Raw genomic sequence first — 13,897 nt, 5'->3', positions numbered from 1 at the left:
GTTCGCTTTAGACGAATCCAAATTCCCACTCACCCCGACGGAGACACACCCAATGAGCCAAGCCAAGAAGTTCGCAAGCCAGGCCGACCTGGAAGAAAAGAAGATCACCTTCAGCCAGATTTCGGAGCACGCATGGGCCTATACGGCCGAGGGCGACCCCAACACCGGCATCGTGATCGGCGACGACTGCGTGCTGGTGGCCGACACCCAGGCCACGCCGGCCATGGCGGCCGACGTGGTGCGCCGCATCCGCGAAGTGACCGACAAGCCCATCAAGTACGTGGTGCTCACGCACTACCACGCGGTGCGCGTGCTGGGCGCGGCCGGCTATGGAGCCGAGCACATCCTGGCCAGCCAGGACACCCGCGACCTGATCGTGGAGCGCGGCGAGCAGGACAAGGCGAGCGAAATCGGCCGCTTTCCGCGCCTGTTCCAGAACGTGGAAACGGTGCCGCCGGGCCTGACCTGGCCCACCATGACCTTCAGCGGCAAGATGACGCTGTGGCTCGGCAAGCTCGAAGTGCAGCTCCTCCAGCTGGGCCGCGGCCACACCAAGGGCGACACGGTCGTTTGGCTGCCCCAGGAGCGCACGCTGCTGTCGGGCGACCTGGTCGAGTTCGGCGCCACGCCGTATGCCGGCGACGCCTATTTCCAGGACTGGCCGCAGACGCTGGACAACATCGCGGCGCTCAAGCCCGCGGCGCTGGTGCCGGGCCGCGGCGCCGCGCTCACCACGCCGGCCGAAGTGGCCGAGGGCCTGACCGGCACGCGCAACTTCATCTCCGACGTGTACGCCAGCGTGCAAGAGGGCGTGAAGGCCGGCCGTGACCTGAACACGGTCTACAAGGACACCTACGAAAAGCTCAAGCCCAAGTACAGCCAGTGGGTGATCTTCGACCACTGCATGCCCTTCGACGTGAGCCGCGCGTACGACGAAGCCTCAGGCCACGCCGATCCGCGCGTGTGGACGGCGGAGCGCGACGTGGAGATGTGGAAGGCCCTCGAAGGCTGATTTTCTTGCTCCCTCCCTCTCCCGGGGGAGAGGCAAGACAAGACACGGAGACAACACGTGATCGACTACCAAAGCCTGCGCTTCGACTACAAGCGCCACGCCGACCAGGATGCGGCCACGCCTGCGCGCCACCCGGTGGTGATCGTCGGCGCCGGCCCCGTCGGGCTCACGCTCGCCATCGACCTTGCGCTGCGCGGCATCCGCGTGGTGCTGCTGGACAACGACAACACGCTTTCGAGCGGCTCGCGCGCGATCTGCTTCGCCAAGCGCACGCTCGAGGTGTTCGACCGCCTGGGCTGCGGCGACCGCATGGTCGACAAGGGCGTGTCTTGGCACGTGGGCAAGGTGTTCTTCCACGACGAACAGGTCTACCGCTTCGACCTGCTGCCCGAGCCCGGGCACGAGCGCCCGGCCTTCATCAACCTGCAGCAGTACTACGTCGAGGGCTACCTCGTCGAACGCGCCGCGGCCCTGCCGCTGATCGACTTGCGCTGGAACAACAAGGTCACCGGCATCGCGAACAACGATGACGCGGCGGTGCTCACCATCGAGACGCCCGAGGGCAGCTACCAGCTGGCTGCCGACTACGTGGGCGCCTGCGACGGCTCGCGCTCCAACCTGCGGCAGCTGATGGGCCTCGAAGCCAAGGGCCGCGTGTTCCGCGACCGCTTCCTGATCGCCGACATCACGATGGATGCGGATTTGCCGACCGAGCGCCGCTTCTGGTTCGACCCGCCGTTCCATCCCGGCCAGAGCGTGCTGCTGCACAAGCAGGCCGATGGCATGTGGCGCGTCGACTTCCAGCTCGGCTGGGACGCCGACCCGGTGGAAGAACGCAAGCCCGAGAACATCACGCCGCGCGTGCGTGCGCTGCTCGACAGCATCGGCTTCGAGGGCGTGCAGTTCCAGATCGGCTGGGCCAGCGTCTACACCTTTGCGTGCCAGCGCATGGCGCAGTTCCGCCATGGCCGCGTGCTGTTCGCGGGCGACTCGGCGCATGGCGTTTCGCCCTTCGGCGCGCGCGGTGCCAACTCGGGCGTGCAGGACGCCGACAACCTCGCATGGAAGCTCGCCGCCGTGCTCCAGGGCGACGCACCCGATACGCTGCTCGACAGCTACGCGAGCGAACGCGAATACGCCGCCGACGAGAACATCCGCAATTCGACCCGTGCCACCGACTTCATCACGCCCAAGAGCGAAGTGAGCCGCCTGTTCCGCGACGCGGTACTGGAGCTCACCAAGCGCCATGCCTTTGCGCGCACGCTGGTGAACAGCGGCCGGCTCTCGATCCCCGCGGTGCTGCACGACTCGCCGCTCAACACGCCCGATGCCGATGCATTCGCGGGGGCGATGGTGCCGGGCGCCGCGGCGGCCGATGCGCCGCTCGCGCGCGCCGACGGCAGCACCGGCTGGCTGCTGCGCGACTGCCATGCGGTGCATTTCACCGCGCTGGTGTTCGGCACCGGAGAGGCGGCCGAGCGCAGCGTGCAAGTCTTGCGCGCCTGCGACTTTCCGCTGCACGTCGTGCGCGTGCAGGGCACGGGCGCCGATGGCGAACTCGCCACGCAGCGCTACGACGCGCAGCCCGGCACCGTGTACCTGCTGCGTCCCGACCAGCACGTGTGCGCGCGCTGGCGGCACCCCACGGCCGCGAACATCCGCGCCGCCATCGACCACGCACTGGCAAAGGCCTGAGCATCACCATGCCACAGCAGCAACACCTGAACACCGCGCCGAACCTCGAGGCGCCCGACGATTTCTACGAAGCGCTGATCGAGGCGCACCAGGGCCTTTCCACCGAGGAGAGCAACGCCTACAACGCGCGCCTCGTGCTGGTGCTGGCCAACCACATCGGCTCGCTGGCCGTGCTGCGCGAAGCGCTGGAAGCGGCGAAGTAGGACCATTCACAGCCATTGCATGAGGACACCATGAACCCCTCGACTTCCGGCGCCGAGCGCCTCTACCAGAGCGGCTTCGGCAACGAGTACGCCAGCGAGGCCGTCGCGGGCGCCCTGCCCCAGGGCCGCAACAACCCGCAGCGCGCGCCGTTCGACCTGTACACCGAGTTGCTCTCGGGCACGGCGTTCACCGCGCCGCGGCGGGAGAACCGCCGCACCTGGCTCTACCGGCGCCAGCCCTCGGTGGTGTCGGGCCGCTACCAGCCCTACGCGCAGGCGCGCTGGACCACCGGCGCCGACCGCGAGATCGCGCTGCCGCCCGAGCCGCTGCGCTGGCACCCGCTGCCGCTCGACGGCGCGGCCGAGGCCGACTTCATCGATGGCATGCACACGATCGCGGCCAACGGCGACGCCGAGGCGCAGGTGGGCATCGGCTCGCTCATGTACCTGGCGGGCCGCTCGATGGAGCGCCGCGCCTTCGTCAACGCCGACGGCGAGATGCTCGTCGTGCCGCAGCAGGGCCGCCTCGTGATCACGACCGAACTCGGCGTGCTCGACGTGAAACCCGGCGAGATCGCGCTGCTGCCGCGCGGCATGGCGTTCAAGGTGGCGCTGCCGGATTCGGACGCTGGCGCGGGGCCTTCCCGCGGCTATGTCTGCGAGAACTACGGGGCGCATTTCCGCCTGCCCGAACTCGGGCCCATCGGCTCCAACGGCCTGGCCAACGCGCGCGACTTCCAGGCGCCCGTGGCAGCATTCGAGGACGGCGGCGGCGACTATGAACTCGTCAAGAAGTTCGGCGGCCGCTTCTGGAAGGCGCCCGCGAAGCAGTCGCCATTCAACGTGGTCGCATGGCACGGCAACCTGGCGCCGGTGAAGTACGACACGGCCAATTTCATGGTCATCGGTTCGATCAGCTTCGACCATCCCGATCCATCGATCTTCACCGTGCTGACCTCGCCCACCGACACGCCCGGCACCGCCAACTGCGACTTCGTGATCTTCCCGCCGCGCTGGATGGTGATGGAGAACACCTTCCGTCCGCCCTGGTTCCATCGCAACCTCATGAGCGAATTCATGGGCCTGGTGCTGGGCGAGTACGACGCCAAGCCGGGCGGCTTCAAGCCCGGTGGCGCCAGCCTGCACAACTGCATGGTGCCGCACGGGCCCGACGAGGAAGCCTTCGACAAGGCCGCGCATTCCGACCTGAAGCCGCACAAGCTGGACAACACGCTGGCCTTCATGTTCGAGAGCCGCTTCCGCTTCATTCCAACGAACTTCGCGCTCCAGAGCCCCGCGCTGGACACCGGCTACGCGGACTGCTGGGCCGGGCTCCAGGACCAGTTCAAGCCGTGACCCGACGGACACCTACAGAAAGACATTCATGACCACTGCATTGAACGCCACCCACGACCCGAAGCTACGCAGCTGGGTCGCTTCGGCCAACGAGGCCGGCTGCGACTTCCCGATCCAAAACCTGCCCTTCGGCCGCTTCCGCACCGCGGGCACGCAGGAGGACTTCCGCATCGGCGTGGCCATCGGCGACCAGGTGCTGGACCTTCGGGCTTGCGGCCTGGCCGACACCGACGACATGAATGCGCTGATGAGCGCGAGCGCGAAGGACCGCCAGGCCTTGCGCGCCGCACTCTCCGCAGGCCTTGCCCAAGGCAGCGGCAAGGAGGCCGCATGGTCGAAGGCGCTGCTTGCGCAGGCCAAGGCCGAGATGACCGTGCCCTGCCGCATCGGCGACTACACCGACTTCTACACCGGCATCCATCACGCGACCACCATTGGCAAGCTGTTTCGTCCCGACCAGCCGCTGATGCCCAACTACAAGTGGGTGCCCATCGGCTACCACGGCCGCGCCTCGTCGATCGGCGTGAGCGGCCAGGTGTTCAAGCGCCCGCAGGGACAGACCCGGGCCCCGGACGCGGCCGAGCCGAGCTTCGGTCCGTCGAAGCGGCTCGACTACGAACTGGAGCTGGGCTTTCTTGTCGGCCGCGGCAACGCGCTCGGCGAGCCGATCGCGATCGGCGACGCCGAAGCGCATCTGTTCGGCGTGACCCTGCTCAACGACTGGTCGGCGCGCGACCTGCAAGCCTGGGAATACCAGCCGCTCGGCCCGTTCCTCGCGAAGAACTTCGCGAGCACGCTCTCGCCGTGGATCGTGACGATGGAAGCGCTGGCGCCGTTCCGCGCCCGCTTCGAGCGGCCCGCGGGCGACCCGCAACCGCTGCCCTACCTCGATGCGCCGTCCAACCGCGAAGGCGGCGCGCTCGACATCACGCTCGAGGTGCTGCTGCAGACCGCCAGGATGCGCACCGCGGGCGAAGCCCCCGTGCGCCTCACGCGCGGCAACACGACCGAGGCCGCCTACTGGACCGCGGCGCAGCTGGTCGCGCACCACACGGTGAACGGCTGCAACCTGCAGCCCGGCGACCTGCTGGGCTCGGGCACGCTCTCGGGCCCCAAGCCCGACGAGGCCGGCTCGCTGATGGAACTCACGCTCGGCGGCAAGCAGCCGATCACCTTGCCCAATGGCGAGAAGCGCACCTTTCTCGAGGACGGCGACACGCTGGTCATGCGCGGCCATTGCGAGCGCGCGGGCGCGGTGCGCATCGGGTTGGGGGAAGTCAGCGGCACGGTGGCCTGAGGGTTCCCGCGTTGTCCCCTCTCCCTCTGGGAGAGGGCTAGGGTGAGGGCTGTGGGCCTCACAACATTGCGCCTTCTTGATTGCCGCGCGCCCTCACCCCAACCCTCTCCCAAAGGGAGAGGGAGCAAGACAATCAGGGTGCGGTTGCAGCGGTGGCAGCCGCCGGCCACGCCACTTCGCTGGCCACGCGCGGCTTGCCCATCGGGGCGGCGGCCTTGCCGATCCTGACGGCGGCCATGTCGGCTTCGCTCGGGTACTGATTCATCAACCAGTAGTCGAACACGCGGCGCGCGATGGGTGCCGCGGCGCCGGCGCCCCAGCCGGCGTTCTCGACGATCACGGCCAGCGCGATCTTCGGGTCGTTGGCCGGCGCGAAGGCCATGAACAGCGCGTGGTCCCGCTGGTGCTCTTCGAGGGCACGCGCGTTGTACTTGGTGTTCTGTGCCTGCGTCACGGCCTGCGCGGTGCCGGTCTTGCCGGCGGCCTGGTAGCCGGCGCCGGCGAACACGCTGCGTGCCGTACCGCTGGTGACCACGCTGGTGAGGCCCTCCCGGACCACCGCGACGTTGGCCGCTGTGTAGCCGAGGTTCTCGGCCGGCGGCTGCGGCAACGGCGCCACCTGGCCGGTCACCGTGTTGCGCGTGGCCAGCACCAGATGCGGCTTGTGCTTCATTCCGCCGTCGGCCACGATGGCCGTGGCCTGCGCGAGCTGCAACATGGTGAACGCGTTGTAGCCCTGGCCGATGCCCAGCGAGATGGTCTCGCCCGCATACCACTTCTTCTGTTCGGGGCGCTTGTAGGCGTTGCGCTTCCACTCGGTGCTCGGCAGCACGCCGCGCACCTCGCCACCCATGTCGATGCCGGTGATCTGGCCGAAGCCCATCGGCTTCATGAAGTCGTGGATCAGGTCCACGCCCATCTCGTTGGCCAGCGAGTAGTAGTAGATGTTGCTCGACAGCTGGATCGAGCGCCGCATGTCGACACCGCCGATGTTGCCCTCGGGGCTGCCGAAGCGGTGGCCGGCGAAGTTGAAGTACCCGGGGTCGTTCACCACCACGTTGGGGCCGCGCTTGCCGGTTTGCAGCGCCGCCAGCGCCATGAAGGGCTTGTAGGTGGAGCCGGGCGGGTAGGTGCCGCGCAGCGCTCGGTTGAGCAGCGGCTTGTCGAGCGACTCGCTGAGCTCCTTCCAGCTTTCGGTGTCGATGCCTTCGACGAACAGGTTGGGATCGAAGGTGGGCTTGCTCACGAAGGCCAGCACCTCGCCGGTCTTGGGATCGATGGCCACCAGCGCGCCGCGGCGGTCGCCGAACATGTCTTCCACCAGCTTCTGCAGCTTGATGTCCATCGACAGCATCACGGTGTTGCCGGGCGTGGCGGGATGGCTCGCGAGCCGGCGCACCGCGCGGCCGCCGGCCGAGGTTTCCATCTGCTCGACGCCGGTCTGGCCGTGCAGCGTCTTCTCGTAGCTCTGCTCGATGCCCAGTTTGCCGATGTAGTCGGTGCCCTTGTAGTTGGCCTGGTCTTCCTCGGCCCAGTCTTCCATCGCGGTCTTCTCGCGCTGGTTGATGCGGCCGATGTAGCCGAGCACGTGCGAGGCGATCTCGCCGTGCGGGTAGTTGCGGAACAGCCGCGCCTTGATCTCCACGCCCGGGAATCGGTAGCGCTGCGCCGCGAAGCGCGCCACCTCCTCGTCGCTCAGGCGGGTGCGGATCGGAATGGAGTCGAAGCTGCGCGAGTCTTCGCGCAGGCGCTTGAAGCGGCGGCGGTCGCGCGGCGAGACCTCGAGCACCTGCGTCAGGCTCTCGATGGTTTCTTCGACGTCGCCCACCTTGGAGGGCGTGATCTCCAGCGTGTAGGCCGAATAGTTGGAAGCCAGCACGATGCCGTTGCGGTCCAGGATCAACCCGCGGTTGGGCACCACCGGAACGATGGCCGTGCGGTTGCTCTCGGCCTGCTCGGCCAGGTCTTCGTGCCGCACCACCTGCAGGTAGACCAGCCGTGCGCCCAGCAGGCTGAATGCGAAGAGCACCACCATGCCGATCACGATCACGCGGCGCTTGAAGCGCGCGAGGTCGGCGGCGACGTTGCGGATCTCGGTCATGGCGGCGTGAGCTTAGGCGCGTGCAAGTGCAATGGCAAATGCAGGGGCGAATGCGTGCTTTGGCGTTATAGGGGGCGGTTCTCGTCGGGTTCCGGCGTGCGGCGCTGCGGTGCGAGCAGCAGCGCCGTCGCCAGCGGCCACAGCGCAGCTTCGATCGCCGGGGAGATCAACACCGTCCAGCCCGGGAACACGCCGCCGCCCACCAGCCGCGTGACGACCTCGACCAGCTGCGACACCGCGAAGAGCGGCAGCACCTGCAGCGCCTGCGACGCCACCGGGTACCACAGCAGGCGGCGGTGGATCGTGATCGCGAAGAAGCCCAGCGTGGTGTAGGACAGCGCATGCTGGCCCAGCATGGACGACTGGTGCACGTCCATGCACAGCCCGAACACGAAGGCCGCGCCGATGCCCACCCGCATCGGCTGGTGCACGCCCCAGAACACGATGGCCAGCGCGAGCAGGTCGGGCATCCATGCGGCGCGGCCGATCGGGATCATGTTGATGAGCAGCGCCACCACGAGGCTCGCCCACATGAAGAGCGGGCTCACGGGCAGCAGGAGCTGCTGTTGTCCGGGACGCTTGATCATCGGGCGCGCTCCGCGGGTTTCTTGTCGGCCTTGTCGGCCTTCGCTGGCTTGGCCTCCGGCTTCTTGCGCACCGCGGCGGCGGGCGCGGCGGGCGGTGCCGAGGGCGCGCCCGTGGGTGCCAGCACCAGCACGTAGCGCGCGGCCGTCACGCGGGCCAGCGGCACGCAGTAGATGCGCGCGAAGGCCGAGTCGGCACGCCGCTCGATGCGCTCGATCTTTGCCACCGGCAGGCCCGGCGGATAGACGCCGTCGACGCCGCTGGTGGAGAGCAGGTCGCCCTCCTGCAGGTCGGCATTGGCGGCCATGAAGCGCAGTTCGAGCCCGCCGCCGTGCGCCGACGCATCGCCGAAGGCCACGCTGCGCACGCCGGTGCGGGTGTTCTGCACGGGAATGGAAAGGTCGCGGTCGATCACCAGCGTGATTTCGCTCGTGAAGGGCAGCACCTGCGTCACCTGGCCGAGCACGCCGTGCGCATCGATCACCGGCGAGCCGGGCGCCACGCCCTGGGTGAGCCCCTGGTCGATGACGATCTTGCGCGTGTACGGGTCGGCCGCGTCATAGAGCACCTCGGCCGCGCGGCCCGGCGCCTGCGTCGTCTGGCGCAGTTCGAGCAGCGCGCGCAGCCGCGCGTTGTCCTGCGCCAGCGTGTCGGCCTGGCTCGCGCGTTCGGCCTGCAGCATCAGCGCCTTGCGGGCCTCGTCCTCGTTGCGCTGCGCGGTCTGCAGGTCTTCGAGATAGCGGCCGCCGCCGAGCGCCAGCTGCACCGGCTTGAGCGCCAGCCACTGCACCGGGTAGAGCACCGCGCCCACGGCCGCGCGCAGGGGCTGCACCAGATGGAAGCGCGCATCGGCCACCATCAGGAACAGCGCCAGCGCGCCGAAGAAGATCAGCTTGCTGAGTGCCGACTGCCCCTGGTTGAACAGGGGCGGGGCTGTGCGATCGAGCGTGCCCAAGGGCATGGTTTCAGGCCTGGCCGTGCAACGTCAGATGGCAAAAAGGCCGGCCTGCGCAAGCAGGGCCGGCCGATGATGGCAGTAGCGCATTCACTCGCTCGTGAAGATGCTTCCCAAGCGGTCCATGCGCTCGAGGGCGATGCCGCAGCCGCGCACCACGCAGGTCAGCGGATCTTCGGCCACCAGCACCGGCAGGCCGGTTTCCTCGGCCAGCAGGCGGTCGAGGTCGCGCAGCAGCGCGCCGCCGCCGGTCAGCATCATGCCGCGCTCCGCGATGTCGGCGCCGAGTTCGGGCGGCGTCTGCTCCAGCGCGTTCTTCACGGCCGAGACGATGTTGTTGAGCGGATCGGTCAGGGCTTCGAGCACTTCGTTGCTGCTGATGGTGAAGCTGCGCGGCACGCCCTCGGACAGGTTGCGGCCCTTGACTTCCATCTCCTTGACCTCGGAGCCCGGGAAGGCCGAGCCGATGTTCTTCTTGATGACCTCGGCCGTGGGCTCGCCGATCAGCATGCCGTAATTGCGGCGGATGTAGTTGATGATGGCCTCGTCGAAGCGGTCGCCGCCGACGCGCACCGAGCCCTTGTAGACCATGCCGCCCAGGCTGATGACGCCCACCTCGGTGGTGCCGCCGCCGATGTCGACCACCATCGAGCCCGACGCCTCGCTCACCGGCAGGCCCGCGCCGATGGCCGCGGCCATGGGTTCCTCGATGAGGTAGACGGAGGTGGCACCGGCGGCTTCGGCCGCGTCCTTGATGGCGCGGCGCTCGACCTGGGTCGAGCCGCAGGGCACGCAGATGATGATGCGCGGGCTCGGCGTGAGCAGCGTGCGCGGGTGCACCATCTTGATGAACTGCTTGATCATCTGCTCGGTGATGACGAAGTCGGCAATCACGCCGTCCTTCATCGGCCGGATGGCCTCGATGTTGCCGGGCACCTTGCCCAGCATGGCCTTCGCCTCGCGGCCGACGGCCTGGATCACCTTCTTGCCGTGGGGGCCGCCTTCGTGGCGGATGGCGACCACCGAGGGCTCGTCCAGCACGATGCCCTTGTTGCGGGCGAATATCAGTGTGTTGGCGGTGCCGAGGTCGATCGCAAGGTCGGTGGAAAAGTACCGACGGAAAGCTCCAAACATGTGCGGAATCCTCTGGAGCACGGCCTGCGCACCGGCAGATCGTCGCTCTGTTTTTGGTCGTGTGACGGGGTGAATTGATCGTTTTTGGCGCAAAAGCCGGCGCGTTCGCGGGGGTTGCGGCAAAGGCGGGATAATACCCGAATCCCCTCTGGAATCCCGTGTCGGCACCCCTTCCGGCGTGCATTACCTCCGGTTTTTTTGGCCGGTTTCACCCATGTCCCTTTCCGCTTCAGATATTGCACGCATTGCCTCGCTGGCCCGGCTGCAGCTTGCCCCCGACGAGAGCGAGCGCATGCTCAGCCAGATCAACGGCTTCTTCGACCTGGTCGAGCGCATGCGCTCGGTCGACACCGCCGGCGTCGAGCCGCTGGCCCACCCCGTGGCGGCCGTCCAGGACGTAACGCTGCGCCTGCGCGACGACGTGGTGAGCGAGGCCAACAACCGCGAAGCCAACCAGAAGAGCGCCCCGGCCGTCGAAGCCGGCCTGTTCCTCGTACCGAAGGTGATCGAATGAGCGGCGAGCTGCATCAGATGGGCGTGGTCGCCCTCGCCAAGGCCTTGGCCGAGCGCAAGGTTTCCGCCGTCGAGACCGCGCAGGTTTTCCTCGGCCGCATGAAGGCGCACGAATCATTGGGTACTTTCGTAGACGTGAACGAGGAAGTCACGCTGGCCCAGGCCCGTGCAGCCGATGCGCAGATCGCCAAGCGCAATGCGCCCGCGCTGGCCGGCGTGCCGATCGCGCACAAGGACATCTTCGTCACCACCGGTTTCGCCACCACCGCGGGCTCGAAGATGCTCGCGGGCTACCGCTCGCCGTTCGACGCCACCGTGGTGCGCCGGCTGGCCGAGGCCGGTGCGGTCACGCTCGGCAAGCTGAGCTGCGACGAGTTCGCCATGGGTTCGGCCAACGAGAACGTCGCCGTCCCCGCGGTGGGCCACGACAAGCCCGTGCCGGTGCAGAACCCGTGGAACCGCGAACGCATTCCCGGCGGCTCCTCGGGCGCGAGCGCGGCGGCCGTCGCCGCACGCCTCGCCCCGGCGGCCACCGGCACCGACACCGGCGGCTCGATCCGCCAGCCGGCCTCGTTCTGCGGCGTCACAGGCATCAAGCCGACCTACGGCCGCGCCTCGCGCTACGGCATGGTGGCCTTTGCATCGAGCCTCGACCAGGCCGGCCCGATGGCGCGTTCGGCCGAGGACTGCGCGCTGCTGCTGTCGGCCTTCTGCGGCCCCGACCTGGACCGCGACTCCACGTCGCTGGACAAGCCCGCGGAGAACTTCAGCCGCTCGCTGAACGACTCGCTCGAAGGCCTGCGCATCGGCGTGCCGAAGGAGTTCTTCGGCGAAGGCGTGGCGCCCGGCGTGCGCGCGGCCATCGATGCGGCGCTGGGCGCCTGCGAGAAGCTCGGCGCCAGGCGCGTGGAGGTTTCGCTGCCGCGCACCGAGCTGTCGATTCCCGTGTACTACATCCTCGCCGCGGCCGAAGCCTCGAGCAACCTGAGCCGCTTCGACGGCGTCAAGTTCGGCCACCGCGCGAAGCAGTACAAGGACCTGGCCGAGATGTACGAGCGCACGCGCGCCGAAGGCTTCGGCGACGAGGTGAAGCGCCGCATCATGATCGGCACCTACGTGCTCTCGCATGGCTACTACGACGCGTACTACCTGCAGGCGCAGAAGGTGCGCCGCATGATCGCCGACGATTTCCAGCAGGCCTTCGCCCAATGCGACGTAATTGCCGGCCCGGCCGCGCCGACCACCGCATGGAAGATCGGCGAGCACGGCGGCGACCCGGTGGCCGACTACCTGGCCGACATCTTCACGCTGCCCGCCTCGCTGGCCGGCCTGCCCGGCATGAGCGTGCCCGCGGGCTTCGACAGCGGCATGCCGGTGGGCCTGCAGCTGATCGGCAACTACTTCGGCGAAGCGAAGCTGCTGAACGCGGCGCACCGCTTCCAGCAAGCCACCGACTGGCACACCCTCACGCCGGAGGGCTTTTGAGATGAGCGAACCCGTGAATACTTTCGAAGCACAGCAACAAGGCCGCCCGACCGGCCCGCTGGTGCGCGGCTATGAGGTCATCATCGGCTTCGAGACGCACGCGCAGCTGTCGACCGCGAGCAAGATCTTCAGCCGCGCCTCCACGGCTTTCGGTGCCGAGCCCAACACGCAAGCCAGCGCGGTGGACCTCGCGCTGCCCGGCACGCTGCCGGTGATGAACAAGGGCGCCGTCGAGCGCGCCATCAAGCTGGGCCTGGCGCTGGGCTCGCACATTGCGCCGCGCAGCGTGTTCGCGCGCAAGAATTATTTCTACCCCGACCTGCCCAAGGGCTACCAGATCAGCCAGTACGAGATCCCGGTCGTGCAGGGCGGCTCGGTCTCGTTCTTCCTCGGTGAAGAAAAGAAGACCGTGCGCCTGGTGCGCGCCCACCTCGAGGAAGACGCGGGCAAGTCGCTGCACGAAGACTTCATCGGCCAGAGCGGCATCGACCTGAACCGCGCCGGCACGCCGCTCCTGGAGATCGTCACCGAGCCCGACATGCGCTCCACCGCCGAGGCCGTGGCCTATGCGCGCGAGCTGCACAAGATCGTCACCTGGATCGGCATCTGCGACGGCAACATGCAGGAAGGCAGTTTCCGCTGCGACGCCAACGTGTCGGTGCGCAAGCCCGGCGACAAGCTCGGCACACGGCGCGAGATCAAGAACCTGAACAGCTTCAAGTTCATGCAGCAGGCCATCGACTACGAGATCAACTCGCAGATCAACGAGCTCGAAGACGGCCGCAAGATCGAGCAGGCCACCGTGCTGTTCGACCCCGACACCGGCGAGACGCGCACGATGCGCACCAAGGAAGACGCGGCCGACTACCGTTACTTTCCCGATCCCGACCTGCCGCCGCTCGCCATCGAGCCCGAATGGATCGAGCGCGTGCGCTCCACCATGCCCGAGCTGCCACGCGCGATGGCCGAGCGCTATGTGCGCGACCACGGCATGTCCGAATACGACGCCGCGCAGCTCACGCAAGGCCCCGCGCTCGCGCGCTACTTCGACGACGCGGTGAAGGCCGGCGCCACACCCAAGCTCGCGAGCAACTGGATCACCGGCGAGATGGCGCGCCGCCTGAACGCTCAGGAAATCGGCATTGAGGCCGCGCCGGTTGCGCCGCAGCAACTGGCCCAGCTGGTGAAGCGCATTGCAGAGGGCACGCTGCCCAACAACGCCGCGCGCCAGGTGTTCGACGCTCTCTGGACCGGCGAAGGCAGCGACGTGGACGCCATCATCGAGGCCAAGGACCTGAAGCCCATGAGCGACACCGGCGCGCTCGACAAGATCCTGGACGAGGTCATCGCCAGGAACCAGAAGAACGTCGACGAATACCGCGCCGGCAAGGAAAAGGCCCTCAACGCGCTCGTGGGCCAGGTCATGAAGGCCAGCGGCGGCAAGGCCAACCCCGCGCAAGTCACCGAACTGCTCAAGACCAAACTGGCCTGACCCGAGTTATTCGCGGGATACCGCGGAACCGGCTTTGCCGGGCCGCTGGTATCGCCCCCGGTAGGGGGT

General features: G+C 68.1%; 12 protein-coding genes. 8 read left to right on the top strand and 4 right to left on the bottom strand.

The annotated features are described in order from the left end of the window. Positions 1 to 52 precede the first annotated feature (52 nt). Genes ABID97_RS03975 through fahA form a run of 5 tightly spaced genes read left to right on the top strand, consistent with a single transcriptional unit; the run spans position 53 to position 5,563 of the window. Entirely contained in the window at positions 53 to 1,012 is a 960-nt protein-coding gene (locus ABID97_RS03975; RefSeq protein ID WP_354397258.1) for an MBL fold metallo-hydrolase, read from the top strand. A gap of 57 nt (positions 1,013 to 1,069) precedes the next feature. Further along, positions 1,070 to 2,707 (top strand): FAD-dependent oxidoreductase, encoded by a 1,638-nt coding sequence (locus ABID97_RS03970; protein WP_354397257.1) that lies wholly within the window; start codon positions 1,070 to 1,072, stop codon positions 2,705 to 2,707. A gap of 8 nt (positions 2,708 to 2,715) precedes the next feature. Continuing rightward, positions 2,716 to 2,910, top strand: coding sequence for a DUF2783 domain-containing protein (locus ABID97_RS03965; protein ID WP_354397256.1), 195 nt, complete (start codon positions 2,716 to 2,718; stop codon positions 2,908 to 2,910). A 30-nt stretch (positions 2,911 to 2,940) separates the two neighbouring features. Further along, positions 2,941 to 4,266 carry a homogentisate 1,2-dioxygenase gene (gene hmgA / locus ABID97_RS03960; RefSeq protein WP_354397255.1) on the top strand — a complete coding sequence of 442 codons (1,326 nt, stop codon included), beginning with the start codon at positions 2,941 to 2,943 and terminating at the stop codon, positions 4,264 to 4,266. Positions 4,267 to 4,294: 28 nt separating this feature from the next. Next, a complete protein-coding gene (fahA, locus tag ABID97_RS03955) occupies positions 4,295 to 5,563 on the top strand; it encodes a fumarylacetoacetase (protein ID WP_354397254.1) in 1,269 nt (422 codons plus the stop codon). 133 nt (positions 5,564 to 5,696) lie between these two features. Here fahA and mrdA read toward each other — a convergent pair whose 3' ends face one another. From mrdA to ABID97_RS03935, 4 genes are all read right to left on the bottom strand, one after another. Next, the gene (gene mrdA / locus ABID97_RS03950) at positions 5,697 to 7,664 is read right to left on the bottom strand and encodes a penicillin-binding protein 2 (protein WP_354397253.1); all 1,968 of its coding nucleotides are present in this window, start codon (positions 7,662 to 7,664) and stop codon (positions 5,697 to 5,699) included. A gap of 65 nt (positions 7,665 to 7,729) precedes the next feature. Next, positions 7,730 to 8,251 carry a rod shape-determining protein MreD gene (gene mreD / locus ABID97_RS03945; protein ID WP_354397252.1) on the bottom strand — a complete coding sequence of 174 codons (522 nt, stop codon included), beginning with the start codon at positions 8,249 to 8,251 and terminating at the stop codon, positions 7,730 to 7,732. Beyond that, positions 8,248 to 9,210, bottom strand: coding sequence for a rod shape-determining protein MreC (mreC, locus tag ABID97_RS03940; RefSeq protein ID WP_354397251.1), 963 nt, complete (start codon positions 9,208 to 9,210; stop codon positions 8,248 to 8,250). Before mreC ends, mreD begins: the two co-directional genes overlap by 4 nt. A gap of 84 nt (positions 9,211 to 9,294) precedes the next feature. Beyond that, positions 9,295 to 10,338 (bottom strand): rod shape-determining protein, encoded by a 1,044-nt coding sequence (locus ABID97_RS03935; protein ID WP_007833435.1) that lies wholly within the window; start codon positions 10,336 to 10,338, stop codon positions 9,295 to 9,297. Positions 10,339 to 10,552: 214 nt separating this feature from the next. Here ABID97_RS03935 and gatC point away from each other — a divergent pair, with 214 nt between their 5' ends. The 3 genes from gatC to gatB are packed head-to-tail and all read left to right on the top strand — an operon-like array spanning position 10,553 to position 13,828. After that, a complete protein-coding gene (gatC, locus tag ABID97_RS03930; protein ID WP_354397250.1) occupies positions 10,553 to 10,852 on the top strand; it encodes an Asp-tRNA(Asn)/Glu-tRNA(Gln) amidotransferase subunit GatC in 300 nt (99 codons plus the stop codon). Next, positions 10,849 to 12,336: an Asp-tRNA(Asn)/Glu-tRNA(Gln) amidotransferase subunit GatA gene (gatA, locus tag ABID97_RS03925; protein ID WP_354397249.1), complete on the top strand. Its 1,488-nt coding sequence runs from the start codon at positions 10,849 to 10,851 to the stop codon at positions 12,334 to 12,336. Before gatC ends, gatA begins: the two co-directional genes overlap by 4 nt. Position 12,337: 1 nt before the next feature. Beyond that, a complete protein-coding gene (gene gatB, locus ABID97_RS03920; RefSeq protein ID WP_354397248.1) occupies positions 12,338 to 13,828 on the top strand; it encodes an Asp-tRNA(Asn)/Glu-tRNA(Gln) amidotransferase subunit GatB in 1,491 nt (496 codons plus the stop codon). The last annotated feature ends 69 nt before the right edge of the window (positions 13,829 to 13,897 follow it).

This window comes from Variovorax sp. OAS795 (assembly GCF_040546685.1).
Taxonomy (GTDB): Bacteria; Pseudomonadota; Gammaproteobacteria; order Burkholderiales; family Burkholderiaceae_C; genus Variovorax.
Note: the sequence above shows the minus strand (reverse complement) of the source record. Positions and strands in the feature narration are given on the sequence as shown.